Raw genomic sequence first — 26567 nt, 5'->3', positions numbered from 1 at the left:
GAGCGGGGTCACGACTTCCACCGGGCACGTAGGCCGGAGGCTGGGCGGCGCGGGTGGTGCATACCCACTGCTCGCGGCTGCCGTGGCGGCCCGTGCGCCCGTGCCCCCGTGCGCCCGTGCGCCCGTGCGCCGGACGGCGATGCGCGGACGGCGATGCGCGGACGGCGATGCGCGGCCAGGCGACACGACGGGCGGGTCAGACGCCGGTAGCCGGGCGGGTGCGTGGTCAGGGGTCGGACGCGGCGGGGGGGAGCACGCACCCCAACCCCAGCGGGTATCAGGAGGGCCGGGATGCCGGCCCTGAGCCTGTCAAGGAGCGAGTTGCGTTTGGCGGGATGCGGATCGTCACCGCGTTCGGGTGCCGTCGCGGTGGCAGCGGTCGGCACTTGGGCGTCAACGGGGCGGGGTCGGGGTCGGGCCGGGGGCAACGCATGACCGGCGAGGCGAAGGAGTTCCTCGCGGTCGTCCTCGGGCAGGCCGAGCGCCGTGGCGAGCAGCCGCACCGTTTCACGGGGGGGCCGGGCAACCCTGCCGTGCTCGAGATCGCGGATTGCCCGAACGCTCAGCCCCGAGCGTTCGGCGAGCTCCTCCTGCGTCAGCCGGCGCCGCTGCGCCGGGCGCGCAACAGCGCCTCTGAGCCGCCCTCGCTGGACCTGCGCAGGCGAGTACATCACAGGGCGTCTGCCGGGAAAACTGCCGGTCTTTCTTCCGGCTGTTCTGCCTGGTCACCGCTGTGGGAGCTGCGGACGATCGACACCACAAACCCGAACGAGAGGAACAAGCGCATGCGTCGCTCGCCCCGAACCAGTTCTCGTGTCAGCCGCTTCGGTGCACCTGTGGTCATCACCGGGATGGCCGTCATCGCGGCACTGACTTCAGCCCAGTCCGCCTCGGCCCTCACCATTCACCCCACGGGCCACACCTGCCGCAGCGAGACCGCAGGCAGCTTCGCCCCGGTCGCCTTCAACGTCTCCCTCGACTCCTGCTCTCTCGGCAACGGAGGCTATGGGGTCAGTCCCCAGGCCGGTATCCACAACCCGGGCGGTGTGCCGATCGACATCTGCGCGCATGCGGTCGACGTGAACACGGGGAACTGGGCCTACGACTACGGGTGCGCGGGCTGGAACAGCCAGACCAGCTGGGACTGGAAGCCCAAGACCTACCACGACCTGCCTACGGGAACCTACGTGATATCGGTCGGGTTCTGGGCCAACAACTCCAGCGGCAGCCTCTCGTACTACGGGGATATCCAGAGCCCCAGGATCACCGTGACACCGTAACCGGCCGACGGGGAAAGCAACCGGCCTGCCAGAGCGTGCCCTGCCTTCACTAGGAGGCAGGGCACCATGCCGTTGAAGCGATCTGCACGCGTACGGTCGCGAAGCCGGCGGTAGGAGCGGTGTCCCTACCGCGCCGCCCCTGACACCTGAGGAGCCGCGAGCGGACCCGCTCCCGCCGCGCCGCGTCCTCGGGCAACCTCGCGACGGCGCGAGGCCGGGTGCGAGAGCCCAGGCGCTCCGCACGCCGCGCTGCGCGGACCCGGGCGGCCAGGGCGCCGGCGGCGAGGCGGACCCGCTCGTTGGGCGCGGACCGCTTTCGGGTCAGCGGGCGCAGCACGGCTTGGTCCTCGGTGTCGCGCAACGCGCCCCGCTGAACGGCTCCCGTGGGCCCCCAAGCAAGCGGAGCCGCCGCGAACCCGGCCTGAGCCCAGCGAGCTACCGAGCTGCTCCGTCCCGTACCTGTCGTTCATGCCCTTGCCCACGCGGCTTCGGTCACTTCAAGCAGCAGCGTTTCGTCCATCACTTGGGTGACGATGGGCGGTCGGCGGGGCCGTGGATGTTCACGCGAAATGGTTCTGGCTCGCTGCCCGTGAACCGGTCACGGTGGGTCGTGCGACGTAGCTCAAAAGTTGTGGTTCTGGTGCGCTTCTTTGGCGAGAAGGCATCGCGCCGCGGAGGTGACCCGCTAGCGAACGTACTGTTGGTCCGGAGGTTGATCTTTCGGTAGGTCGCGTGCTCTCGCCAGATCAACGATGGGTCGCAGCGCGTCGGGGTAGTCGAGTTCGGCTGCAGCTTCCTGATGGCTCAGCTTCGCTCCGGGCACGGGATCGAGTCGGCACGCCACGATCTGGCCGGCCCACCACTGGGCTGCGGTCCATCGCGCCCTCGGGCACGTCTCAGCGCGTGCTGTTGGGTCCTGCCACTACGTGGAGGGGCAGGGTGATGGACTGCCATGGTGGGGTCGCGGTGCCGCGGACGGTGCAGTCGTTGTCTGTGGAGGTGATGGAGCGGTAGGCCGTCGTGAGCGTGGGGTTCCGGCGTGGTAGATCCACGTCCACGGGTTGCCAGGGCGCTTCCTTCCAGGGCGCGTCGAATTGGGCGGCGGGGCCGGTTGGGGCGTTCATGGCGGTGAAGACGAGGTCGCCTTCGGTGCACAGTGGCAGATCGTCGATGTTGATGGATTCGGTGCCGTCGCGGGGGTCCGATTCGCCCTCGATCCATGGTCCGGCGGCGGTGATTCCCCGGAATGCGTCGACCGCGGTCTGGGCGGCGGTGACTCGCGGCCAGCGAATGATGATCCGATCGAGCGTGTCCAGCGGCCTGGCACCGACGACTGCGAAGAGCAGCAGGCGGCCACGGTAGTTGATCTGCCCGGCCGGCCGGTAGGTGTTGCCGGCCGTGTCGGTCACGGTGACCGCACCCGAGCCCGCACCGGTGAGCGCGACGGTGACGATCAGCGTTTCACCGCGGGCGACTGCGTGCAGCACCCACAGATCGGCCCCGATGGTCGACGGCGGACCGTAAGGGGGCCTGGAGTCGTTGTTGCTGATCCGGGCGACATAGGCAGCGCTGCTCGTGGTCCGGAGGACGTGCGGGCCGTGGTGGGACGGCAGTGCGGGAAGCGAGCCCTGATCGGAGGAGAGTGCGGTGACCGTCAACAGCGCGGTGAGCAGAGTGCCGTAGCGTGCCGCGGTGCTTCTCCGACGTCCGTGTCCGGCCCGGTGGCCGGCTGCCTCTGCCTTTGGGGGTATGGCCGGTTCGTCTGGCGGGACGACTGAGATACGCGGATCGTCACGGTCGATGGGTGCCATCACGGCGGGAGCGGTCGGCAACTGGGCGTCGACGCGCCCCGGTCGGGTCGGCGGTAGCGCCTGACGGGCAAGACGAAAGAATTCCTCGCGCTCGTCCTCCGGCAGGCCGAGGGCCGTGGCGAGTAGCCGTACGGTTTCCCGGCGCGGCCGGGCAACCCTGCCGCGCTCGAGGTCACGGATCGCCCGCACGCTCAGTCCCGAGCGTTCGGCGAGCTCCTCCTGCGTCAGCCCGGCCCCGCTGCGCCGGGCGCCTAACAGCGCCCCGAATCCGCCCTCGCCCATCACGCCCCCGCCGGATGATCTGGACCTGCGCAGGCGAGTACACCACAGGGGTATCTGCCGGGAAAACTGCCGGTGCTTCTTCCGGCCGTTCTGCCGTGGGGCTGCGGATGATCGGCACCCGAAGCCCTCGGTCGTGTCCGCAAAGTGGTGGCGTCGTCGGTTCGTTCGTGGTGCGTCGTCATGAACTGACTGATGAGTCGAGGGCGGTGATCGAGCCGTTGCCGGCTCCGTCCCGGATGGGCCGACCGGTGCGGAACCGCAGGCAGGTGGTCAACGGCATCCTGTGGAAGTTGTCAACGGGGGCGGCCTGGCGGGATCTGCCCGAGCGCTACGGGCCGTGGAAGACGGTCTATGAACGCTTCCGCCGCTGGTCGGCCGACGGCACCTGGGACCGGCTTCTGGCCCACGTCCAGCAGTATTCCGATGCCGACGGTGCGGTCGACTGGTCGGTCGTCTGCATCGACTCGACGACCGTGCGGGCTCACCAGCTTGCGGCTGGAGCCCGAAAAAGGGGCAGCTCTGCCCGGGCGAGGCGATCGGCCGGCGGGCCAGGCCTGCCCTGGCTTCCAGCCGCCGCCGCGCGCCTTCTCCTGCAGCTTGCCGATGCCGACCTTGACGGTCATCTTGACGGCGCTGAGGACGAGCGCCAGCTCCGGATCACGGCTCTTGTAGCCGTCCATCGCCTTGAGGAACTCGGCCGGGGGCAGCTTCTCGGCGACACCCAGCTCCGCCATCGTGGCGACGTAGGCGTCGCGCAGCCGCCCTCGCCCGCCCCAGCTGGCGCCCCGACACCCGCGCCACCGTCATCTCCCGGGCCCGGATCAACATGCACCGCAAGATGCTGCACCTGGCCGCGGCCACCGGACAGTACCCCGCCGCGGTTCTCTTGGACTGCGCCGTGCGTCCGCATGATCAGGATGCTGCGGCGGACGACCGCGGCACGCATCCGGAGACGGCATCCGGCCTGACGGCCACACCCGGGCCAGGTTCATTGCCGGCCTGCGTGTCCACGGAGACAGATCGCTGCTCGATGCCGACGCAACCGCCCTGGGGGCCGAGGGCCTGCCGATGGCCGAGGATGTGCGGCCGGCCGCGCCGCCGACGTCCTCACCGCAGCGAGAAGACCGCCGCCTGACCCGCTTTTCGTGCCGCGCCCGGCGGCCCACGCCGTGCGCTGGCGGGCCTCGAAGGAGATAGGAGGTGCTTGCATGCTGCTGGATCATGGCTCAGTCGTGGTGTGTGGTGCGCTTGGCCGTCAAGCCGCGCCGTGCATATGCGGTGCGGTCAGCCAGTCCAGCAGCGCGCGAGATGGCGCCGTCAGCGCGGACGTCGTAGCCCTCTACGGCGGCGTCACCTTCTGGGAGACCCCCAACGGCGAGCCGGTCTCCATGGCCGGTGTAACCCCCCAGTCCACGGGCCAGGTCCGGGCGGCCCCGGTGTTCACGCCGGAACACCCGCGCGGTCACGGCTACGCGGGCGCAGTGACGGCGGAAGTGAGCCGCACCGCCGTGACGGCCGGGGCGGCCCACGTGGTCCTTTTCACCGACCTCGCCAACCCCACAAGCAACGCCTTCCACCAGCGGATCGGCTACCGCAAGGTGGTGGACTTCGCGGTGCGGGGGTTCGGGGACTGAGGCCGCGTGCAGACGGCTGGAGGCATCGCTGAACGATCGCGGCTGCGGGCGTGGTTGGGAGGACGTCCACCGCGTCAAGGGGCTGCGCTGGCGTGCCCCGAGTGCCGGGCGGGCGTCCGCGTGGGTCCAACGAGTCCCCGGCACACCGCCTGCTGGAGCCGGCCATGGCCGCCCGGGCCGGGGGAAATCTGACGAACGCGGGCCGTCCCCGCGGGCGCGGGGAGCACGCACTGGGAGGTGAGGAGCCGGGCCCGGTGCAGGGACCATTCCCGCGTCGGCGCGGGGAGCAGCCGCTGCTGACGAGTTCTATGCTCACCGCATGGACCATTCCCGCGCGGGCGCGGGGAGCAGACTTCCTGACCTGCCGCTTTATCGCTCCAGAGACACGTTTCCGTGGACTTTTGCAGATTCCGACAAAAGCGCCAAACCGCCTCCCCTTTCTTGGCGGAGCCAGCAAGCGAGCGGCGTAATCCGCGCCGCGTCCCGTACGAGATCTCTCTACAGCACCTCATCGACCGGTCAACACCCTGAGGTGAACGCGCCAGGCAGTGGTGGTTGACGCCAGGACCCTAACCACGTTGAACGTTGCAGCGGGCACGCGTGCGGACACCTATCTGCACGGATGCGGACCCCGCTCGCGCGTAGCGGAGGAAGGCTCAGTGCGGGAATGCCCGAGATGGACGCTGACGGGGCAGCGTGGTGCGGAACTGCTCGATCACGGAACTCACCTGCCGCATCAGCGATGTCCCCTCCAGCAGGTCGAGGTACAGATTGCGGCGGGCCAGTCCGGGCAGGTCCACGCAGAAATACAGCGCCATCAGCGGGTTGACGAACAACTCGCTGCCCTTGGTCCTTTCTGTGAACCGGACGTCGCCGAAGTCACCGCGCACGGCGGCGGCGACCGATCCGTTCACGATGCTGGGGTGGCTCGCGGTGTGGCGCTGGGCATGCGCCACCGCGTCGAGATACAGCGCGCCCTCCCGCCCTGACCCGAGCAGCGAGAACGCGCCGAGATAGGAGCCGTCCCGGTCCAGGGCGGCCAGGTTTTCCAGCACGAGGGAGTGACTCACACCGTGATAGGCGTCGACCCCGAAGCCGAGGCAGGCAACCAGGCGGTGGGGGACCTCGTCGAGCCTGCTCACGGCGGCCAGACTCGCCATGTCCTCCTCCGGGGTGCCGAGACCGTGCTCGTCACCGCGCATCAGGATGTCGGTCCCGCCGTCCACGAGCACGACCGCGTCGACACCGCCGAGATGCGTGATCAGCGCCCGGTATGCCGCCCGCAGCGGACCTACGCCGATGCTCGGGAACGCGTACACGGTCGGCGGCAGATCCTGTGTCACGAGCCACTGAGCGAGCGTCCGTTCCGGGAAGTAGTCGCCGCGCACGGGGGTGTCGGGTCCGACGGCCGCGACATCCTGATCCACCCACACATTGAGGTTCAGGCCGTACAGGTCGGCGAAGGACAGGTTCGCGAGGTGCACCTCCTTGCCCGCCGACCGCAGCGCCAGTGCGAGCGGCAGTCCGGCGTACACGTCGAAGCCACCGCCCGCACCGGCTATGAGAACCCGCCGCGCGTCACGCAAGCGGGTGAAGAACGCCGGTTCCCTCAGAGAGATCACCGCATGAAGCTAGCAGCAGGATGAGCCGGCACCGCAGCCGATCAAGCGTCACTGAGTTCGGTCAAGGTCCGACAAGACAGGACACAGGTCGTCAGGGAAAACGGTCTGACACGCCCCGCCCGGCGTCGTGGTCGAGGGCCGCGACCGGCACGGTCGGCCTCGCGGTCGGGCTTGTGGTCGGCCCCCACCACGGCAGCTCGGCCGGTCTGCAGCGGCACCGTGGCGGGTGATAGGGAATCGGCCGGCACTGAGACGTCGATCCCCCGCCCGCCGCGCCGCAGCCGTCCAGGAAGGCGACCAGAGCGCGGCATCATCGCGGCCTGCGCCGCTGAGGCTCACCCACAGGCGGCGGGCATACGACCGGCCCGACCTGCGGAGATCGTTACGCGGCAAGCGCATCGGAGTCCAGCTCGCCCCCAAAGGCATCGAGTCCAGCGAACGATTGGGTCGTCGCAGGTGGGTGATCGAGAGGACGATGTCGTGGCTGTCCGGCTACCGCCGACTCAACCCCCGATACGAGCGCGATCCCCGAACTACCCGGCCTTACTCGGACTCGCCGCCGCCCTGTGCTGCTACAAGCATCTCGTCCGCCTCACCACATAGGACACGGTCTAAGAAGCCGTATCTCAACCGATCTTGGAACGTGCAGGCCGAACAGGGGGGCTGGTTGAGTGATCTTCCGGCGGTGAGCAAGGCCGTCCTCACCCTGGAGAAGCACCGATGAAGAGACTCATTGTGCTATTCAGCCTCGCCGGCGCCGTCGCCTTGGTCCACGAAGGCGACGCCACGCCAGGGCGACGGGCCGCCGAGTGTCTGGGTGAGACGTTCCTGCGAGGGATGGAGTGAGCGTCGGGCCGCATTGACGAACTTCAAGTGCCCCTGGTCCAAGGCGGTGTGGATCGGTCGGAGCTCCTCAAGATCCGCTGGCTGACGATCGTGGAAGAGGATGGTGAAATCCTCGATGACATCGCAGAGCTGGAGAGCTGCTGCGGCCGCCTCGGGATTCGCCACCAAGCTCAGCGACTGGATCGAGGCATTGAACGGTCCCCATGCGACTGCAGGTCTGCGCCGTTCGAGGAACGCCTCACGCAGCTCCATCTCGACGGCGCCGAAAGCCTGCAGGAACCTCTCGTAGGCGGACGTCTGTGCCTCCTGAAGCCACTTTCGATTCTCGCTGCGCCGCCCAACGACCCCGCCTGCAACGACGCCCACGATGGTGGCCGTGACACCGCCTACGGTGGATATCAAGAGCTCCCATGGAACAGCCATTTCAAACCCCCTGGGTGGTTGTCAGAAGCCGTCTCAACCGACCTTGGAACGTGTGGGTCGAACAGGGTCTTGGTTGAGTGAACTTCCGGCGGTAGGTGCATGGAGGCAGGGCCTCCTGGTAGCTCGGGGGTGCGACCCCGTTCCGAGCGGTTCCCGGAGGCCCTGTTGTCGTTGTTGTACGCGCCCGATCCCGTCCGCTTCAGCTCGCCTGCCGTGTCGTGCGATTGTCTCGCGCACGTGGACGGCAACGCGGCCGATCACCCCGATCGGGTGCGCCGGTATCCGTCGGACATGACGGATGCGGAGTGGGCGGCCATCCGGCCGTTGCTGCCGGTGCCGGCATGGCTCCAGGGGCGGGGCGGACAGCCCGAGGGCTACTGCCACCGCCAGATGCTGGTGCAATCCGCTACCTGGTCGCGGGCGGGATCTCCTGGCGGGCGATGCCCGCAGACTTCCCCGATTGGAGCCGGGTCTACGCCTTCTTCAGCCGCTGGCGCGAGCACGGGCTGATCACAGAGTTCCACGACCGGCTGCGCGGACGGGTCAGGGAGCGCGAAGGCCGTGAGGCCGAGCCCACGGCAGGGATCATCGACGCGCAGTCGGTGCGGGCCGCCGCGACGGTGCCGGCCGCCTCACGCGGCTACGACGGCGGGAAGAAGGTACCCGGACGCAAGCGGCACATCGTGACCGACACACTCGGTCTGCTGCTGGTCGCCGTGGTCACCGCCGCGAACATCGGCGACCGGGACGCTGCGACGGGCCTGCTGGGGCGAGTGCGCCGACTGCACCGTGACATCACCCTGGTCTGGGCCGACGGCGGTTACACCGACGACCTGGTCGACTGGTGCCGGCAGAAACTCGCCCTCACGCTGGAGATCGTCAAGCGCACCGACGACTTGAAGGGGTTCGTGGTGCTGCCGAGACGCTGGGTGGCAGAGCGCACATTCGCATGGTTGATGAACTCCCGCCGCCTGGCCCGCGATTACGAAACTCTGCCCGCTACCAGCGAGGCGATGATCCGGTGGTCGATGATCACGCGGATGGGCCGGCGTCTGGCAAAGGCACGGGCCGCCGGCCGGCGCTGAACATCCCCGACGTCTCCTGCACGAGCCACCCGCGTTCCGCCAGGCGCCTGGCCTTCGAGCGCACCCCCTCGACCTTCGCCGGCGTCGTCTCCAGACCCAGCTGCACCGCGATCTCCCTGGCCTTCAGCGATCCCTGACCCGCTGAGGGCCGCTCCTCCAGCACACCCAGGATCCGCTGGTAGTCCGGTGTCAGCACCGTCACCGGCAACCCGTCCCGCCAGGGCGGCACCGTCGAGCCCGGCACAGGTGAGGGCGCTGTTTCCTGCTCCGCCTCGGACTCGGTCATGGCAGTGGACTCGGCCGCGGAGACAGCCAGGGCCTCGACCAGCTCCTCCCGCGCGATCACCCGCCGGTCCAGCTCGATCTCCGCGGCCTCCAACACGCCGGCCAGCCGCGCGACTTCTTCCCGAAGACCCTCCACCCGCACCCGGGCAGCCGTCTCCCGCTCCTCCAGCATTCCCAGCACCGACGCCACCGCGCATCCCTCAGCCACCAAGCGGACACAAGACGCCGCATCCCTGCCTCAGGGCGTGCAAAACCATGCCTGACCAGCAGAAATCAAACGATCACGTTCGGTTGAGATACGGCTTCTAAGGGGCCGAAGGCAGAGGGTGGCACGCAGAACACATCGGTGAGTCGTTGGCGGGGGCCTCCGCCAGTGAGGGAGGCACTTGGCGTCACCGGGCGGACGGCAGGTCCCACAACCGGCACCGCGCACTGGGCACAGCAGCCGACAGCCGCTGCGCTCGAGCTCAGTGACACGGCGGTCGGGTCTGGGCCGAGTGCGGCGAGCTGACGGTCAAGAGCTGCGAACACGGTGCTGCCGGACGATGATCGAGTAGCCGGCCGTCGGGGTCGGGCCGGCGGTCGAGGCCGGCGGACTGTCCGGCCAGGGGCATCACGTGCTCGGCCGGCGCCCGAGGCAGCCGCTTGCCAGGGCGCGAGAAGCCGTCGCTCCAGCACGGTCCGGTCACCGCAGACGAGCGCGCCGACGGCCACACGGGGACGGCACGGAAGCGGAGAACCGGTTCCCAGTCGCAGACATGCGTTCGGACGGCCGAGCGGCCGGACTGCCGTCGGTCCCGAACCAGGGGCCGGCCTTCAGTGATCCACTCTCCGGGAGGTCAGGGGATCCGGCCGGACACGGTCAGCACTCCGCGGCGCTTGGGCGCCGCGCCCTTCTCGGCCTCGCCGGACCACACCTGGCACCGGCCGTCCTCGCCGGGCTCGCCCGCGCGGGTTCCGGCCGAAGCCGGAACCGCCGAGCACCTGGGTCTCGTGGCGTCGCGCTCCGCCAGGCGTGAGCCCGAACACATGCGCCGGTCCGTGAAACAGGCACAGGTTCATACCCGAATGGGCGATTTTGCCCGATAGGGCGTGAAGGTTCGACGCATTATGATTTACGCCTTTGTGATGCTTCATTCAAATAAGGTGACCCAAGTCACTTACGATGCATCTTAGTGCTTCAAATCCATCTCAACCCCCCAATCCCTCCCTGTAGGTGACGAGTGGATCTAGCCAGGCAACGAGCCTGATTAGTAAAAGAGGGAATTGTCGATTTATTCCCGGCGGGCTAAGAATGAGCGCCCCGCAGCGCATCGCTGAACGAAATGCGGTGCAGTGTGCCGTTGAACTGGCAACTGCGGGTCGTGCACCTCCTGGAAAAGGACCGTTCCATGTCCCGTCACGTCCCCAAGCGCGCTCACAGGGCACGCCGGCTCATCGCCGGTGGCGCCGTCACCGTCGGCACCCTCGCCCTGGTCTCCACCGCCGGACTGGGCACGGCCCAGGCCGCCACCACTGCGGCCACCTACCCCTTCCAGCCCGCTGGCAGCCTCGCCGGCCCCCAGCCCGTCCCCGGCGGCTGGAACGCCATCGCCAACCCCCTCCCCGCCCCGTACGTCATCCAGCCCGGACAGGTCCTGATCCTCCCCCTCAGGCCGGCCCCCGCCCCGAAACCGGCCCCCGCTGCTCCGAAGCCTGCCCCTGCTCCGAAGCCGGCTCCCGCCCCGAAGCCTGCTCCCGCCCCGAAGGCGGCCCCGGCCCCGAAGCCTGCTCCGGCTCCGAAGAAGGCAACCGCCCCGAAGGCCGCCTCCAAGACGACCACCGCCGACGGCAAGACCTACACCAACAACCTCGACGGCTGGATCAAGCACTCCCTGGCGGTCATGGCCCAGCACCACATCCCCGGCACCTACAACGGGATCCACCGCAACGTGATGCGGGAATCCTCCGGCAACCCCAAGGCCATCAACCTCTGGGACTCCAACGCCAAGGCCGGCACCCCCTCCAAGGGCCTGCTCCAGGTGATCCAGCCCACCTTCGACGCCTACCACGTGCCGGGCACCTCGAAGGACATCTACGACCCCGTCGCCAACATCACCGCAGCCTGCAACTACGCCTACCACCGCTACGGCTCCATCGACAACGTCAACGGACCCTACTGACCGGGCGATTGCCCTTGCTCGCGGTGGCGACACCACCTGACCACCGCCACCGCGAGCAGCACCGGCACATCAGCCGGACGCGAATCCAACAGAGCCCGCCTCCGCCGAGGAAACGCAGGCGTGCCGAGTTCCAGAAGGACGCTTCCCGCGAGCAGGTGTGCACGGACCAGGATCAGGCCGGTCGGCGCAGCTCATGCAGAAGGGCCCTGCAGCAGTCGGGCCCTTTCTTGTCGCAGCGGGGACAAGAAATGAACCTGCGACCTCTGGGTTAACCAGCTCCGACAAAAGCTGTTGATCATGTGGCTGTTGGCTTGTCTGCTCGTTGGTCTGGTCGTGGGAAACGCCAGTCGCGACCGGGGATCGTGTCGGACGAACTGTGGTCGCCCGTCGAGCCGTCCCTGCCCGAGTCGGCGCCGAAGCTGATCGAGGGCAGACCTCGAGTGCCGGACCGGCAGGCACTGTGCGGGATCCTCTTCGTCCTGCACACGGAATCCAATGGGGGTATCTGCCCCAGGAGCTGGGCTTCGGCTCGGGTATGACCTGCTGGCGGCGCCTGGCGGCCTGCAACGAGGCCGGGGTCTGGGATCAGCTGCACATACTGCTGCTGGAGGAGCTGCGGTCGAAGAACCAGCTGGACTGGTCTCGGGCGGTGATCGACTCCTCGCACGTGCGGGCGGCCCGGCGGGGCCCGAAAGCGGTCCCAGCCCGGTCGACCGAGCACGTCCGGGCAGCAAGCACCACCTCATCGTCGACGGGCAGGGCATCCCGCTCGCGGTGTCGCTGACCGTCGGCAACCGCAACGACGTGACCCAGCTCCTGCCCCTGCTCGACCAGATCCCGGCGATCGCCGGCCGGGTCGGCAGACCGCGCCGACGTCCGGACGCGCTGCTGGCTGATCGCGGCTACGACCACGACAAGTACCGTCGCCTGCTCTGGCAACGCGGGATCCGTCCCGTGATCGCGAAGCGCGGCGAGCCCCACGGCAGCGGCCTGGGCCTCTTCCGCTACGTCGTCGAGCGCACGATCTCCTGGCTCCACGGCTTCCGTCGCCTGCGCATCCGCTGGAAACGACGAAGCGACATCCACGAGGCGATACTCGGACTCGCCGTCTGCCTCATCACCCACCGCCACGTCCAACAGCTTTGGTAGGGACAGTTAAGGCACGTCATCCGCCTGCGGCGTCCTCGGCCTCCCAGCGCAGCAGGTCGCCCGGCTGGCACTTGAGCACCTCGCAGAGCGCGGCGAGCGTAGCGAAGCGCACCGCCTTGGCGCGGCCGTTCTTGAGTACCGCCAGGTTGGCGGGCGTGATCCCTACGCGGTCCGCGAGCTCGCCCACGGACATCTTCCGCCTGGCCAGCATCACGTCGATGTCGACGGCGATGGGCATCAGATCACCTCGTCCAACTCGGCCTGCATCTGCGCCGCTTCGACGTCGCGTGCGACGGCCTGGGCGAGCAGCATCCGCAGCACGAGCACGATGAGCGCGACCCCCAGGACGGCCACGCCGACCCCGCCCATGATGAGGGTGACGCCCGGGTCGTCCCGCTGGCCCGGCGCGTTGAGGGCCGTGACCGCGAACCACATGAGGGCAGCCGCCACGATCGCACCGATCACGCCGTCCACGTACCGGAAGGCGGCGTGGGAGAACACGGTTCCGCGGCGCACCATCGTCACCAGCCGCCAGACGCAGACCAGGGCGACCTGGGCCGACACCATGCCCAGGATCGTGATCACGCGCAGCGCGGTCAGCGGGAGCGACCCGTCCTCCGGGTCACGCCCGCCGGCCAGGGCCCACACCATCCCTGCCTGTACGAACACGGTGCCGGCGAGCACCACCACGAGCACGGCACGCAGCGCGCGCACTGCCAGCTTCCCCACAACCCATCCCTCCATCGATTTACGATGGGAATCTATCGAGTTTCGATAGGTGAGGCAAGGTGGGGACGGAGGACGGGCGGGGGTCTGCGCCATGGCGGGATGCCGCCGCCCCCTCCCCGGCATGGCGTGGGGAGCTCTTGGTTGGGAGCTCCTGGCACGCTGCCACTGCCCCGGCCGGCCGGGGCTCGCCTGGTTCTCCGCTGCTGGGCAGGCTGGTACCCCGGAATGCGTAAGATCGCTGCTCACTGCGACGACGAGCACGAGTGCGAGAGACAGTACTGCCCGGTGAGCCCTGCGGGGCCGACCGCCGCCACCGGGTCCAGGAGCAGCAGCTCAAGTGCGGGCAGTACGCAGCGCAAGGCGGCCGGGGAGCTGCTGCGCCGGCACCACGTACAGACAGACCGCGACCAGCGCCGCGGCCACGGCCGGCAATGGGGCTTCTGCGCGGCGTTCGTGCCGCGAACGGGCGCCGCCGGGCCTCATCACGCTCGGCCCGCGTCAATCGCCCCCCACCTCCTGATGTCCGGCCGCCGCAGGGGCCGCCAGGGTCCCGCCTTCCCGTGGCGGCCTGCGCATCGCGCCGGAACCGGTTCCGGGCGGGGCCGCGTGCGCCGGACAACGCGGTTCCGGCTCGTCAAGCAGGCCGGCACCGCCGGCCCGGCCCCCGGGCGGGTACATCTGCGGCACCCTCACCGGCAACGACGTCTTCACCCCGCAGCGCGACGCCTCCCCCGGGCACCTGCCCGAAGACCCCTTTCGCCCGGCCCGGCCCGCGCCGGCGTCTCCTGACCGGCCCTCGCCTCACTGCGCCCGGCCCGGGGCGGCCCGCCGCACCGCGTACCCCTGCCGCGCAGCAACAGCCCCGACACGATGCGGGCCCCGTCTGCGCCCATGGGCGCCCGACCAGGGCGGTGTCCCGGTGAGGACCCGGGCTTGCGGACTGCTCTGACGGCGCGGCCGACAGCCTGGCGCAGGACGGGGCGAGCCGGACTCGGGGCGGCCGTGCCGCAGCCGGCCGAGAGGGGTCAGCCGCGGGGCAGGAGGAGGCGGGAGAGAGCGGCGGTAACCAGGAGGAGGACGGCGACGGTGAACAGGCCGATGCGCATGCCCGCCAGACAGAAGCCGCCGCCGGAGCCGGCGAGCAGGCTGCCGAAGAGGGCGACGGCCAGCGCACCGCCCAGCTGTCGGAAGGAGTTCAGCAGCCCCGAAGCGGTCCCCGCCCGCCTGGCCGGGACGGCGTCCATCAGCAGTGCGGTCAGCGCGGGTACCGCCAGCGCCCCGCCGACGCTCAGCGGCAGCAGCAGGACCAGCACCAGCCACAGTGGCGTGTGCGCGCCCGGCAGCAGCATGGCCAGCATCGCTGCGATGAAGATCAGCTGGCCGGCCACGATCACCGGCCGCCGCCCGACGCGCTCCGCCAGCCGCGGCGAGACCACATTGGTGGCCGTCACCACCGCCGACATCGGGACGAACATCAGCCCCGCCTCGATCCCCGACATCCCGCGCAGCTGCTGGTAGTACAGGCCGAGGAGGAAGATCCCGTGAGCATGAGTGCCGATGGCTACGTGACCACACCGAGCGGGTGGCCCGCCCTGACCGCGGACCCCGCGTTCGTCTCCGGCGAAAGCCACGGCATCCGGGAGTTCCTCGAAGACTGCGAAGCGGCTCTGATGGGCCGCACCACCTTCGAGCCCGCACTGACCAACAACCGCTGGCCATGGCCGGACCTCGACGTGTTCGTACTCGGCTCACACCGTCCGGACGGCACCCCCGACCACGTCACCACCGACAGTGACCCGATGCGGCTGCTGGGGAAGCTCCGCTCGGCCAACCGGGGTGGCGACGTCCATCTCATCGGCGGCCCGCAGACGATCGGGGCGTTCCACGCCCTCGGCGCACTCGACACCCTCGAACTGGTCGTACTGCCGAGGCTGTTCGGCGGCGGGATGCAGCTGACACCCATGCTCAGCCCCGACACCGGGCTGACCTTCCAGCGCGAGCGTGCTCTCCCGGGCGGTTCAGTGGAGATCGTGTACTCCTGCCGGGGCAGTCGCACTGAACTTCCGGACAAGCCTGCCAGCCAACACTGATCTCCACCAAGACGCAGGTCGCACACGTGGGAGAGGCCGAGTCCACGGCTGCCGCGGATCGCGGAACCGCCCACCAGCGGTGCCAGGAGACTGCCTTTCGGGCCCGGACCACTGAACGTGAACGGGTGATGCCCGGTCGGTTCTTCCGGCAGGTGCTGACCGGCACCGGTAGCCATCTGGGCGTGAGATACACGCAGAGCGGCAGGTTGACCGCCGCGGGGAGGCCCGCCCAGGAGCGGTTCAGGCTGCAGGCCGTGGAACGCCTCGAACGCGAGGACAAGAACGCTGCGGCGCCGGTTCCCGTCAGCTGCCGGGTGAAGTGGTGCAGCCAGCGGTGCACCTGCGCCGGCCCGTATCGAGGCGGGGCCGGGTCGCCGGGCGCTGGTTCGACGGCGGCCGCTATGTAGCGGGCCAGCAGGTGCCGGTCGAGCGCGTCGGTGCCGTGCAGCGCGAGCAGGTCTGCCGGGTCGCCTTGATGCCGGTAGACGGTGGCGGTCAGGCCGAGCCGCCAAGGTGTCGACAGGGCCTGGGCGTGCACACTGGTGGGGTGGGCGGCAAGGTGGTCCAGCAGGGGCTGCCAGCGGGCGGAGTCGCTGCAACGGTCGCGCAGATAGGTCAGCGCGCGCTCGGATCCCACCGGTGAGATGATCACCAGCGCAGCGTCGACCAGTGGCTCGTGCGCAAGGAGCGCGTCGTAGTCCGCGCTTCGGCTGGTGAGGACGAGGGGGCCTGCGTGCAGACCCCGCTGGTAGGCGTTCAGGTGCCGCACCGCGGCCCGGGCCCGGGCGGCGGCCGGGTCCGCGGAGCCGTCCGAGCGCGGGGGATCCATTTCGTCCAGACCGTCCAGAGCGGGCAGCACCATGCCGTGGGCCACGAGGCGCTGCGCCATCTCCCGGGCCAGTCCATGGCCTGCGTGAGGTGCTCGGTCAGCAGTTCGGGCAGGGTGTGGGCGGTGTCCCACTGGGCCATGGAGATGCGCACAGGCACCGGATCTCCCTCGGCGCGGTCGACAGTGAGAGCGAGCACGAGCTCAAGGGCGAGGACCGTCTTGCCGGAGCCGGGGGCACCGGTGATGACGAGTCTTCGGGGCTGGGTGGCGCGGAAGAAACCCGCGATGTCCGGGTCCGCACCGGTGCTTGCGCCCTCGTGGAAGGTGCGCCCCGCCGCCGGGGCCTCGGCCGCGCGGCCGGGCACCGCCCGCAGCGTGTAGCGCAGATCGATGCGCCGGGTGTCGCCGCCGAGCAGTTGCTGTCGCAGTTCGCCCTCGCTCTCCTGTACCTGGACGGCAAAGCGTCGCCGCCCACTGCCGCACGAGTTCGACGTCCGTGCCCCGCAACGGCTGCCGCGGTGCCACCACCGCGGCCACCAGTCCCGCCGCGCCGAGCGGTAGGCCCAGCAGGCCGGCGGTGTCGGCCGGCCCCAGTCCGCCGCGCACCAGTTGGGACATTGCGTAGCCGGCGCCGGCCACCAACAGCACCACACCGAGCACGGCCACCGCCCGGCGCCGCTTTCGCTCCCGTCGCCCCCCGATCCCCACCATGCTGTGCTGCATACCCGCCACGCACGCCGAACCCCGTTCCGAAACAGCACCTATTGACCGCCCGGACGCGAAACGTGCGGCCGCGCCCTCAGGTGGCGTCGACGGTGGTCAGGGAAGTCGTCGGCGTCCCGCAGGCGACCAAATACCCTGGCCGGGTTACTGGTCACCGTGTGGCGCCGCGCGCCACGACGGCCGGCCCGCTGGGCGGGGGCCGGCCAACGGGCCTTGCCCCAGCAGCAAGGGTGCGGGCTGCGGCGGGCACTCCGGCTGGGGGGCTGGTCTTGATGCCGGGTCAGCGTCTCCGGGACCAGGTGCTGCCGATTCCCGCACCATACAGGGCCAGTGCGGTCAGCCCCAGCAGGATGACATTGACCGACGAGAACGTATGTCCGCTGTCCGGACCATCCCTGCCGGCGCGAGACCGCCACGAGTTGGAAGCCGAACGTCTGGTGGATGCTCCCGCTCAACAGGTGCGGCGATAGGGGACGTTCGAGAGGTAGGTCTTCCAGTCGTGTTTCGAGAGGCCGGAGCCGGTGCGTTTGCAGACTTGGGCGGCTAGGTGCGCGGGCCTTATGTCGTACGTCTGTACGGGGATGTTCGTGCCGGAGGCGTACACCGTGCCGTCGTGGGAGCCGAACGACAGGGCGAGCACCTTGTCGCCCGGGGTCGGCAGGGCGGAGCCAAGGAGCCGTTGGGACGGGACGTCCCAGAGCTGCACGGTGCCGGCCCAGCCTCCCACCGCCAGGGTGCGGCCGTCGTGGGAGAAGGCCAGGGCGGACACTGGGCCGGCGGTGTCCGCCCCGGCGTCGGACAAGGAGCCGTCCAGCACACCGAGGCGCGTGCGGGCCGCCCCGTCCCAGAGGGTGACGCGGCCCATGGCGTCACCGACGGCCAGGCGGGTGCCGTCTGGGCTGAACGCCGACGTAGTGATCTGCTCGTCGCCGAGCACACGGGGCGCCATGCGTCCCGCGCGAAGGTCGGCAACCAGGCCCTCTTGCGTCACCACGCTGCCGTTGTCGGGGCGCAGGGCTATGCGCACGCTGTCCGACTCGTCGACGGAGGTGGCAGAGCGGCTGTTGCGCACCGTTTTCACGTGCTCGTCCCGGCGCACGTCCCACACCTCGACCGTCGGCCGGAACGCCTGCCGATACACCAGCAGGGTGTGGGCGTGGGTGTCGAGGGCCAGCCCGTTGACGGCGATGGAGCCGTCGTGGTCAGGCCGGATGCCCACAGTGGCGTACTCGCGACCGGTCCTGACGTCCCACACCGTGATACGAGTCCCGCCCGGTGTCCCTTTCCGGTGGCTGTCCACCCTCCGGCTGCGCGCGAGGTATCTGCCGTCGCCGCTGAGCGCCATGACACCGGCGCAGGAACCCTCGCCCTCGTCCTCCTTGCCGGGGCACGCCTCTGCCTCGGGCTCGAAGACCACTCTGCCGTCGTGGGTGTCCAGGACCTGCAACCGCTCCTTGTCGTCCGTCTCCAGAACGCGGGCCAGGATCCGGCCGTCGCCGGAGAGTTCCGCCTGATCTGCCATCTGGTCCGGCCACCGCTTCGTCGTTGCTCTGCCGAGGGACAGCGAGCGGACGACGGTCCCGGAGGTGTTGAGGTAGCGCACGGCTCCCGCGACGAGGTCGAGGGCTACATCGCTCCAGTCGTCGGCGGTCAGCCGCTGCCGCAGCACGGGCAGGTCCGGGTACGCGGCCCGCCACACGAGGAGCCGGCCGGGTCCCGTGGCCACGAGGAACCTGCGGTCGGATCCGAACCACACCTGGGTCAGCCCATCCGCCTCGAGGAACAGAGTTCTGCGCCCGGTGCGCAGATCCCACTCCGCGATTCCGTGGTCGCTGACGACGGTGAGGGACCTGCTGTCGGGAGTGAAGGCGAGCGAATGGTCGGTGCAGTCAGCGGCGCGCACCTTTGCGGCCCAGGATGCGGAAGCCTTCCGGTGGTGCGCGAGATCCCAGATCTCCGGATACCTGTCCGCGCACCAGGCGAGCCACCGGCCGTCGGGACTGACGGCCATCGCGGACTCGCTGCCCCCGGGTGCGGGGATGCGCGGTATCCGGCGTCCGCTGTGCAGGTCCAAGGCATGGATGTAGCCGTCGTTCGCGTCCACCGCGGCCAAGGTGCGCTCGCCGAGGACGAGTTCGGGCTCATCCGAATCGACCTTGGCGAGTGTCCTCGTCACCCGCGCGGAGCGTACGTCCCACAGCTTGATGCCGTCCTCCAGCGTCGGCAGCGCGAGAGTGCCGCCGTCCGGGCCGACCACGGCCGAAGTGCCGTCGGCCATCAGCTTCCCGGGGCCGGGCGCGGAGAGCGTGAGCCGTCGCGTGCGCAGGTCCCAGATCCGGACCCGGTCCGCCGTGACGGACACCACCGATCTGCCGTCCGCCGTCAGCCGGCGCGTCTCGTTGTCGGAGCCGTCGAAGCCGGCGTCGGCCCCCGGCACCGCGAACACGTCCTGCTCTCGTTGTGCCATCGCCCCGATCAGCGCCGACCGTGTCTCCGTCGTGTCGGCCAGCCGCCACGCGGCCACGCTGAGACGCATCGCGGTGACCGGGTCGGAGAATCGCATGCTGTCGGCGACTCCGGCTGTGCGGCGGGCCTCTGCCTCCTCGCGGCGGCGGTCGCTGGTGCGGTGCTGCTGCCAGGCCACGGCCCCGGCGGCGAGGGCGAGCACGACCAGCACCGCGAGGGCGCCGACGAGTGCGCGCCGGCGGCGGCGCTCTCCTTGGCGCGCGGCACTGCTCGCGTTGAGGAACGCCCGTTCCAGCGGGGTGAGCGAGGCCTCGGACAGCTGCTCCCGGGCAACGGCGAGCCGGGTGCCGCGGTACAGGGACCCCGGGTCGCGGCCGAGTTCGTCCCAGGTGCGGGCAGCCTCGGTCAGCCGCCGGTGCACCCGCAGCTGTTCGCGTTTTTCGTCGATCCAGCCGGACAGCCGCGGCCAGGCGGTGATCAGCGCCTCGTGGGCGAGGTCGACGGTGCCCTGGTCGAGGGCGATCAGGCGAGCGCGGGCCAGCCGGTCCAGGACCAGGGAGACGTCCGCCGCCTCAACAGGGGTGTGCGCGGCGCTCGTCGGATCGGGTGCGAAGTCGAGTTCGGAACGGTCAACGGGACGGCGGGTGTCCTGTGATCCCTCGCCGGGGGTTATCAGCCGCAGCAGGACGAGGCGGGCGAGCTGGGCGTGCTCGGCGGAGAACCCGGCGTAGACGTACTCGGCGGTCTGGGCGATGGCACCGTGGACGCCGCCCGCGGCCTCGTACGCTTCCTCGGTCAGCGCCCGGCCGCGGCGGCGCCGCCAGGTTTCGCGCAGGACATGGGACATCAGCGGCAGAGCCCCGGGTTCCCCTTCGACCTCGTTGAGAATGCGTGTCGTCAGCCCGCGTTCCACGATCAGCCCGGCGGCCTGTGCGGGTTTGACGATGGCCTGGCGGAGTTCGTCCCGGCTCATGGGGCCGACGAGCACGGTGCCGTCCTGCAGGGCGGCGGTCAGGGCAGGGTGTTCGGCGCACCGGCCGAGGAAGTCGGCTCGCACAGCGATGACGACGCGCAGTCTGCTCCCGGGATCGGTGGCGGTCAGAAGGCGGTCGACGAACTGGTCGCGTTCGGCCGGGTCGTGGCAGAGGGTATAGAGCTCTTCGAACTGGTCCACGATCAGCCACGTCTCCCCGTCGCCGTGCTTCGGGGTCAGCCGCTGTTCGTGGGTGCGCAGGGGGTGTTCGCCGGGAGCAAGGACGCGTAATGCGGCCGGCCGTGGACCGGACTGGTCCTCGGTGCGCAGGCGGGGGATGAGGCCCGCCCGCAGCAGGGAGGACTTGCCGCTGCCCGAGGGACCGAACACCGCCGTAAACCGGCGGGAGCGGGTCAGCTCGAGCAGACGGTCGGTGAGCTGGTCCCGACCGAAGAACAGGCCGGCGTCGCCGGGCTCGAAACGGGCCAGGCCCCGGTACGGGGGCTCGGCGTCATCATCCTCCGTGCGTGGCTCGGCCGCCGCCTCCGAGGCCGCCTCACGCCACCGCGCCTCCCACTCCTCCTCATCGCCGCCGCAGGCACGCACGTAGGCGAGGACCACCGGCAGGGTCGGCAGCCGATCACCCCCGGCCGCCTGTGACAGCGTGCTCGCGCCCTGCCCTGTGCGCTGAGCCATCACCCGGTAGGGCGGACCGCCGGCCTCCGCGCGGAGCTTCCGTAACTCGGCAGCGAAACGCTGCACCGGCCCCCGACTCGGGTCGAGTGGGCTTTCCGGACGCCCCGGCATCGACAGCACCCCCACCCATTCGCCCGCCTCCCCCGTGGACGCGGCGCGATGGCCCGTCACGCTACGCACGCCCGTGACTCGGTGGCAAACCAGAGGCGCATTCTTCGGTCAGCGCCGCAATGCCATACCCGTGAACTGCGGTGAGCCATTGATCAGGGTGGCAAAACCGGCTGCCCATTCAATTCCGGAGCCGCTGAACTCGGTGATGTGCCGCCCCGCAGCGGCACCGGTGCAAGGAACCCGCCGTCGCCCCACGGGGGTGGGCGACGGCGCCCCGCACGGGAAAGAACACCGAGCCAGATGGTCCTCCGCGCTCGGCGTCCAGACACCTCATCAACAACGAGAGGGACGAAACATGAACACACGCAAGCGGGCCACTCTGTACGCGGCGGCAGCCGGGCTGGCCGGAGGTCTCGCACTGGTGGGCCCCGCCCAGGCGGTAACCACCGCCCACCGCACGGCCGGCACGACCCTCCTCCAGCACACCGCCGTCCATCCCGACGGCTTCGAGCCGGACTCCGTCGTCACCCGCGGCAACTGCAAGGCCTGGATGAACACCAAGAAGATCAACGGCCACTGGAACGCGCAGGGCCTGGTCCGCTCCTGGAACGCTCAATGCGCCATGATGCTCCAGCGCAAGCACGGCGGAGCCTGGGAACGGATCACCTGGTACCACTTCGTGCGGTACAACACGCAGGACCACACCGGCTACTACTGGGACGACCGCGGCTACAAGGCACGGGTCTGCCTGCGAAACATCGACTGGAACGACTCAACCTGGCATTGCAGCAGGGGCATTTGAACAATCCCCTCGCACGATGTAGGAGGCAACAGGCGAGTTCGACGAGAAATGGGGCGGCGGAGAAGGTGGCGGGATGCCGGTGCCGGAGGGGTGGGTGAGGCACACTTTCCGGCCAGTACTCGCAGGTAGCGGTACGTGAGGCCGGCTTGCGGGGGCATGATCGCGGTTGTGTTCCGTGAAGACATGCCCAGCTGCGTGCGGTGGGAGATCCTGATGCACGAACGGTTCAGCGGCGTGTGGATCTGCAAAGGCTTCGGCCGTACGACCACCAGCGCGGAGCCCACCGAGCTGGGCCGGGCCGTCCTGGCCGCGTACCTCGCCGGCCGGTCTGCCCGGGGTGAAACGTTCCGCGTCGTCGTCCGCGCCGACAACGGCAGCCAGTCGGTGATCACGCCTGGCCAGCTCGCGGACTTCGGTTGGAAAGCGGATCCGGCCGTCTGCCAGGCACTGCCCGCTTACCTGCGCAACGCCCTCGCCTGACGCCGGCCAAGCCACCTGTGCGGTCTCGGACGGCTCCTGGAAAGCGGGGACGGCCCAGGAGGCGGGTCCGGCCGGCTGTCCGTCCTCGGCGGGCGCGCTCCACCGGCTTCGGTGGGGCCGGGCGGTAGTTGCTGCCCGTCCGCGGTGTGCCGTCCGACGGGTTGCAGAGCTTGCGCGGCCGGGCTGTCGGGGCGGCCCGTACCAGGGCGCACAGCAAAAGGGCCGCCACCCAGCTCCGCCGTCCTGTCACCGCAGAGCATGATCGACAGTATCCCTCCGCCCGCGAGAGCGCTGCCTCATGGGACAGTTCAGCGATCCAAGGGGCCTGAGCTGCCGTCACAGGCACTCGTGCCTTCAGCGCTGTCCCAGACACGTGGCCCGAGCTGCCAGGCCACGCCGGCAGGGGGCGTGGCCGCACGGTCAGGGCGGTGCGCAGCCGCGACCCGGTTGCGCACCTGCCGGGCGGCGTGACCTTTCTGCACGCCGGGGCGTTGGGCACGGCACGCGTGCAGACCCGCCGGTGGACGCCTGCGCAGATGAGGGGCCCGGACCCATGCCGGCTTGCGAGCCCCCCTGGCGTCAGTCGAGCCCCCTGGCGTCAGTCGAGCCCGCCGGGCTTGCGGTCCTGCGGCCGGTCCGATCGGTGCTCCGCCCCCGGCTGCGTGCGAAGACCGGCGGCTGACAACACATTGCGCCGGTAGTGGCTCGGGGGTGTGCTCGCCGTGGACGAAGAACAGCGACTTCCATCAGGCCCACGGTCATCTCGCCGTAGTCGGCGCGGCGGACGCCGCAGGCCGGGTATTGGGCGGAATCGATGTCGGCGTCTTTCCGGTACTCCCCCTCCTCGGCGGAGAGCCGACAGCCGACGATCTCCGCCGCCACAACGCTCGGCCACCGCTCTGCGCGGAGAACTTCGCCCCACAGCCCCTCACCTCGTCGCCCGAGAGCTCGCACGCTGTTGTTGCTGCAGGCGGGTGGTGGAGACACACCTGCCTGGTGGTGTGTGGCCAGCTGCCGCCCAGGCCGGACGTACGCGGGTGTGGTTCCCCACCGCGTACGGCGTGCAGCTCGCCTCCGAGAGGCCCGAGCTGCGCGGACACCGGGGCTCCAAAACCGTGTCCGATCCGACCGCCCGGCTGAAGGCCGGCCACACGCTGACGGCGACCGAGACCGCGCTCACCTTCCTCGGAGACGCCCGCCGCCGCGGCGATGTATGCCAGCCGCCGGTCTTCTCCGGGATGGTGTGCCGGATGCCCCGGCGTCGCAGGTGCTCGCGGCAGGGCCCGTTGGGCAGAGCTCTGCAACTGGCCACTTGTCTTGCCGGCGGGAGGCACGTGCTCGTTGAGGGCAGGCCACGTCCGACTCATGTACCCCGATCGGCGGGTGCACCGCCGGTAGGACTCGGGGCGTGAGCGGCCACCGCTCGGTGCGGCCTCACTGAGCATGACGGCAAGTCACCCGCCCCTCGCCGAGGCTGCGTTGTCAGTGGTGGGAGATACGTTCGAGGCCTTGGAACCGCTGTTGCACGACAGGAGTGGACGATGACCGAGAGTAGTGCGCTGCCCGCGCTCAGGGTGGTGCTGACGGATGTCAACGAGCGTGTGGTGGAGGCGTGGCGCGCCGCGTTCGCCGACACCCCGGGCATCGAGATCCGCAAGGGTTCGATCCTCGACGAGGACGTCGACGCCTGGGTCACCCCCACGAATTCCCTGGGCCGGATGGACGGCGGGGTCGATGCCGTCATCAAGCGGTACCTGGGGTCCGGCATCCAGGTGCGTGTACAGCGGGCGATCCGTGACCGGTTCGCCGGACCCATGCCGGTGGGCAGCGCGGTCTGCGTCCCGTCCGGCGCGACCGTCCCCCGGTACCTGATATCGACGCCGACGATGGTGCGGTCCACGCAGAACGTGAGTGCCACGCTGAACGTGGCCCTGGCGTGTGCGGCCGCTTTCCAGGCCGTCCACCGGCAGAACCGGAAGAAGCCGGGCAGTATCCGGTCCGTGGCGCTGGTCGGGATGGGGGCGCAGACCGGCCAGGTGCCGGCCCGGGTGTGCGCCAATCTGATGTGGACCGGCTACACGCTCTTCCACGACCACTGGTTCGAGGACGACGACGAGCTGCGGTCCACGATCATCTCCCAGCTCCACGGGATCGAGAACGTGCCCGTCGACCAGCGGGTGCGCATCGTGCCGCCGGCGGCCATCACGTCCATCGCCGCGTCGGCACCCGAAACTGCCGCTCCCGCTCCCTCCACCGCCCAGCCCCCTTCTGCCACGACGAGCGAATCCGGCTCCGCCATGACCGGATCGACGACCGGCGTCCCGGCCTCGGGCCAGCCACCGCAGCCCCAGCCCGATGCGAACGACCCCCTCGCCCTGACCGAGCTCTTCGACGGCGGCGGGGAGGCCTGGCTCCCGCTGCTGAAGCCGGTCATCGAAGCGCAGCCGGACGCCGCACGGTTCATCGGGAAGGACCGCAGCCACGAGGTGGTCCCGGTCCGCGAGCTGACGTTCCAGGCGCTCAAGCCGAACCCGCCGCACAAGTGGAAGGTCGTGGTCTTCGGTCAGAACCCGTACCCGCGGCCGGAGAGCGCCACCGGCATAGCCATGTTCGACAACACCTTCAGCGACTGGAAGGACAGCCAGTTCGGCCGGGTCGTCAGCATCCGGTGCCTCATCAAGGCGGCGGCGATGTGGAAGTACGGCATCGCCAAGAAGACCCCGATCGCCGACGTGCGGGCGCTGCTGAAGGAGCGGGACACGGTCCAGCCGCCGGAGTGGTTTCAGGCGATGCTGACGCAGGGCGTGCTCCTGCTGAACGCGTCGCTGACCGCAAGCGGCGACGGGGCGATGGGGGCCGACCAGCACACGGCGTTCTGGCGGCCGGTCGCCGAGCGGATCGTCGAGGAGATCCTCAAGGCCAAGCAGGACGCGACCGAGGAGGACCACGGGGTCGTGTTCGCGTGGTGGGGGGCGCACGCCCGCAACCTGAAGCGGATCGTCCTGCGGCTCCAGCAGAAGTACCCGGACGTCGATGTCCGGCACCTCGACCACGCGAACCCGGCGGCACAGGGCGACATCTTCTGCGAGGGTGACCACTTTGCTCAGATCAACGGCGCCCTGACCTCGCTGGGCGCCGACCCCATCGACTGGCTGCCGAGCAAGGGGTGGAACGAGCCCGCGGGCGGCACGGACGGGGATGTCTCGGCCCGCATGGGCGCATTCATCGACTCGACCATGAACCTGCACCAGCTGTACCTGGAGCGCCTCACCAGCGTCAAGGACGAGGGCCTGGTCCTGCCCGCGATCACCGGTGTATTCGACACCCTTCTGATGGACTTCCAGGACGCCATCGCCCCGGTCTCCGCGGCACTGTCCGGGCTCGCCGGGCACATCCAACGCTCCCACGACTTCGGCAAGCAGCGCGCGGACCAGGCGGACAACGGCGGCCTGTCCGCCGACGCGATCGCCGCGCTCCACCTCTACACCTGTGAGTCAGCCTTCTACCGGGAGGTCAACAGCGTTCTGCGCTCGCCCGACCGCACCAGGGTCACCCCCTACCTGCCGTACCTGCGGCTGCTGTTCTCAGCGGTCTCGGAGCTACCGGCCTACACGCAGCCGTTGTGGCGCGGGGTGTCGCTGGACCTTCGAGCGCAGTACCCCATAGGCCGGACAGTGACCTGGTGGGGCATCTCCTCGTGTACCTCCGAGCCGAAAGTGGCCAGGGCGTTCCTGGGCAGTCGCGGCAAACGGACACTCTTCGAAGTGACGCCGGCCAGGGCGGTCGGGATCAAGAGCTTCTCCGCCTTCACCGGCGAGGAGGAATACATCCTCACGCCGGGTACCCAGCTCAAGGTGACGGAGGTCAAGAGCGAGCCCCGCGGACTGTGCACGGTCCGGCTGAACGAGGTCACGGACGCCGCTCCCACGGTATCCTGAACCGCCCACTCCCCACGATGCCCACCGTCGTGATTACCGGACGCTCGCGTCCGGCAATCACGTGGCACAGGGAAGTACCACTCCCGCCGCGCCCCTGCTGCAACCAGGGACTTCCATGTTCTGGGCGAGCGGCACGAGTGTGCGGGTGCCC

The 26567-nt window shown here is 69.9% G+C and carries 18 protein-coding genes and 3 pseudogenes; 11 read left to right on the top strand and 10 right to left on the bottom strand.

What is annotated here, in order from left to right; translation table 11 throughout:
• Positions 1-8: 8 nt before the first annotated feature.
• Positions 9-551: a hypothetical protein gene (locus ACIHEJ_RS37610; protein ID WP_400142390.1), complete on the bottom strand. Its 543-nt coding sequence runs from the start codon at positions 549-551 to the stop codon at positions 9-11.
• On the opposite strand from ACIHEJ_RS37610, the gene ACIHEJ_RS37605 reads away from it, so the two are divergent.
• Positions 432-1280: a hypothetical protein gene (locus ACIHEJ_RS37605; protein WP_400142395.1), complete on the top strand. Its 849-nt coding sequence runs from the start codon at positions 432-434 to the stop codon at positions 1278-1280. The genes ACIHEJ_RS37610 and ACIHEJ_RS37605 overlap by 120 nt on opposite strands.
• A gap of 896 nt (positions 1281-2176) precedes the next feature.
• On the opposite strand, the gene ACIHEJ_RS37600 is transcribed toward ACIHEJ_RS37605, so the two are convergent.
• Positions 2177-3373 (bottom strand): helix-turn-helix domain-containing protein, encoded by a 1197-nt coding sequence (locus ACIHEJ_RS37600; protein ID WP_400142315.1) that lies wholly within the window; start codon positions 3371-3373, stop codon positions 2177-2179.
• Positions 3374-3480: 107 nt separating this feature from the next.
• On the opposite strand from ACIHEJ_RS37600, the pseudogene ACIHEJ_RS37595 reads away from it, so the two are divergent.
• Both ACIHEJ_RS37595 and ACIHEJ_RS37590 read left to right on the top strand, forming a co-directional pair.
• Positions 3481-3917, top strand: a pseudogene (locus ACIHEJ_RS37595) (IS5 family transposase); the annotation flags it as partial.
• A gap of 664 nt (positions 3918-4581) precedes the next feature.
• Entirely contained in the window at positions 4582-5007 is a 426-nt protein-coding gene (locus ACIHEJ_RS37590) for a GNAT family N-acetyltransferase (RefSeq protein WP_400142313.1), read from the top strand.
• Positions 5008-5663: 656 nt separating this feature from the next.
• On the opposite strand, the gene ACIHEJ_RS37585 is transcribed toward ACIHEJ_RS37590, so the two are convergent.
• On the bottom strand, positions 5664-6629 hold the full coding sequence (locus tag ACIHEJ_RS37585; protein WP_400142311.1) for a DUF1152 domain-containing protein: 966 nt from the start codon (positions 6627-6629) through the stop codon (positions 5664-5666).
• Between the two features lie 325 nt (positions 6630-6954).
• On the opposite strand from ACIHEJ_RS37585, the pseudogene ACIHEJ_RS37580 reads away from it, so the two are divergent.
• A pseudogene (locus ACIHEJ_RS37580) lies at positions 6955-7232 on the top strand (transposase); the annotation flags it as partial.
• Positions 7233-7367: 135 nt separating this feature from the next.
• Here the strand turns inward: ACIHEJ_RS37580 and ACIHEJ_RS37575 are convergent.
• Positions 7368-7877, bottom strand: coding sequence for a hypothetical protein (locus ACIHEJ_RS37575; protein ID WP_400142309.1), 510 nt, complete (start codon positions 7875-7877; stop codon positions 7368-7370).
• Positions 7878-8203: 326 nt separating this feature from the next.
• Here ACIHEJ_RS37575 and ACIHEJ_RS37570 point away from each other — a divergent pair, with 326 nt between their 5' ends.
• Positions 8204-8983: an IS5 family transposase gene (locus ACIHEJ_RS37570; protein ID WP_400142307.1), complete on the top strand. Its 780-nt coding sequence runs from the start codon at positions 8204-8206 to the stop codon at positions 8981-8983.
• Here the strand turns inward: ACIHEJ_RS37570 and ACIHEJ_RS37565 are convergent.
• Positions 8931-9440 (bottom strand): hypothetical protein, encoded by a 510-nt coding sequence (locus ACIHEJ_RS37565; RefSeq protein ID WP_400142389.1) that lies wholly within the window; start codon positions 9438-9440, stop codon positions 8931-8933. The two genes, ACIHEJ_RS37570 and ACIHEJ_RS37565, sit on opposite strands and share 53 nt — an antisense overlap.
• A 1219-nt stretch (positions 9441-10659) precedes the next feature.
• On the opposite strand from ACIHEJ_RS37565, the gene ACIHEJ_RS37560 reads away from it, so the two are divergent.
• Both ACIHEJ_RS37560 and ACIHEJ_RS37555 read left to right on the top strand, forming a co-directional pair.
• Positions 10660-11430 carry a transglycosylase SLT domain-containing protein gene (locus ACIHEJ_RS37560; RefSeq protein WP_400142305.1) on the top strand — a complete coding sequence of 257 codons (771 nt, stop codon included), beginning with the start codon at positions 10660-10662 and terminating at the stop codon, positions 11428-11430.
• A gap of 359 nt (positions 11431-11789) precedes the next feature.
• Positions 11790-12579, top strand: a pseudogene (locus ACIHEJ_RS37555) (IS5 family transposase).
• 16 nt (positions 12580-12595) lie between these two features.
• On the opposite strand, the gene ACIHEJ_RS37550 reads toward ACIHEJ_RS37555, so the two are convergent.
• The 3 genes from ACIHEJ_RS37550 to ACIHEJ_RS37540 all read right to left on the bottom strand — a co-directional run bounded on the left by ACIHEJ_RS37550 (position 12596) and on the right by ACIHEJ_RS37540 (position 14939).
• The gene (locus tag ACIHEJ_RS37550) at positions 12596-12817 is read right to left on the bottom strand and encodes a helix-turn-helix transcriptional regulator (RefSeq protein WP_010981499.1); all 222 of its coding nucleotides are present in this window, start codon (positions 12815-12817) and stop codon (positions 12596-12598) included.
• Positions 12817-13308 carry a DUF2975 domain-containing protein gene (locus tag ACIHEJ_RS37545; protein ID WP_400142302.1) on the bottom strand — a complete coding sequence of 164 codons (492 nt, stop codon included), beginning with the start codon at positions 13306-13308 and terminating at the stop codon, positions 12817-12819. Before ACIHEJ_RS37545 ends, ACIHEJ_RS37550 begins: the two co-directional genes overlap by 1 nt.
• Positions 13309-14333: 1025 nt before the next feature.
• Positions 14334-14939: an MFS transporter gene (locus ACIHEJ_RS37540; protein WP_400142300.1), complete on the bottom strand. Its 606-nt coding sequence runs from the start codon at positions 14937-14939 to the stop codon at positions 14334-14336.
• On the opposite strand from ACIHEJ_RS37540, the gene ACIHEJ_RS37535 reads away from it, so the two are divergent.
• The gene (locus tag ACIHEJ_RS37535) at positions 14856-15398 is read left to right on the top strand and encodes a dihydrofolate reductase family protein (protein ID WP_400142298.1); all 543 of its coding nucleotides are present in this window, start codon (positions 14856-14858) and stop codon (positions 15396-15398) included. The genes ACIHEJ_RS37540 and ACIHEJ_RS37535 overlap by 84 nt on opposite strands.
• A 756-nt stretch (positions 15399-16154) precedes the next feature.
• Here the strand turns inward: ACIHEJ_RS37535 and ACIHEJ_RS37530 are convergent.
• Complete coding sequence (locus tag ACIHEJ_RS37530) at positions 16155-16592, bottom strand: hypothetical protein (RefSeq protein WP_400142296.1); 438 nt, start codon at positions 16590-16592, stop codon at positions 16155-16157.
• Between the two features lie 809 nt (positions 16593-17401).
• Positions 17402-21085, bottom strand: coding sequence for a DNA-binding protein (locus tag ACIHEJ_RS37525; protein ID WP_400142294.1), 3684 nt, complete (start codon positions 21083-21085; stop codon positions 17402-17404).
• Between the two features lie 466 nt (positions 21086-21551).
• Here ACIHEJ_RS37525 and ACIHEJ_RS37520 point away from each other — a divergent pair, with 466 nt between their 5' ends.
• The 3 genes from ACIHEJ_RS37520 (at position 21552) to ACIHEJ_RS37510 (ending at position 26416) form a co-directional block, all read left to right on the top strand.
• Positions 21552-21998, top strand: a complete 447-nt coding sequence (locus ACIHEJ_RS37520) for a hypothetical protein (RefSeq protein WP_400142292.1) — start codon at positions 21552-21554, stop codon at positions 21996-21998.
• A 183-nt stretch (positions 21999-22181) separates the two neighbouring features.
• On the top strand, positions 22182-22478 hold the full coding sequence (locus ACIHEJ_RS37515) for a hypothetical protein (RefSeq protein ID WP_400142290.1): 297 nt from the start codon (positions 22182-22184) through the stop codon (positions 22476-22478).
• Positions 22479-24019: 1541 nt separating this feature from the next.
• Positions 24020-26416 carry an ADP-ribosyltransferase domain-containing protein gene (locus ACIHEJ_RS37510; RefSeq protein ID WP_400142288.1) on the top strand — a complete coding sequence of 799 codons (2397 nt, stop codon included), beginning with the start codon at positions 24020-24022 and terminating at the stop codon, positions 26414-26416.
• Positions 26417-26567 lie beyond the last annotated feature (151 nt).

It is taken from the genome of Streptomyces sp. NPDC052301 (genome assembly GCF_044593395.1).
Classification (GTDB): Bacteria; Actinomycetota; Actinomycetes; order Streptomycetales; family Streptomycetaceae; genus Streptomyces.
Note: the sequence above shows the minus strand (reverse complement) of the source record. Positions and strands in the feature narration are given on the sequence as shown.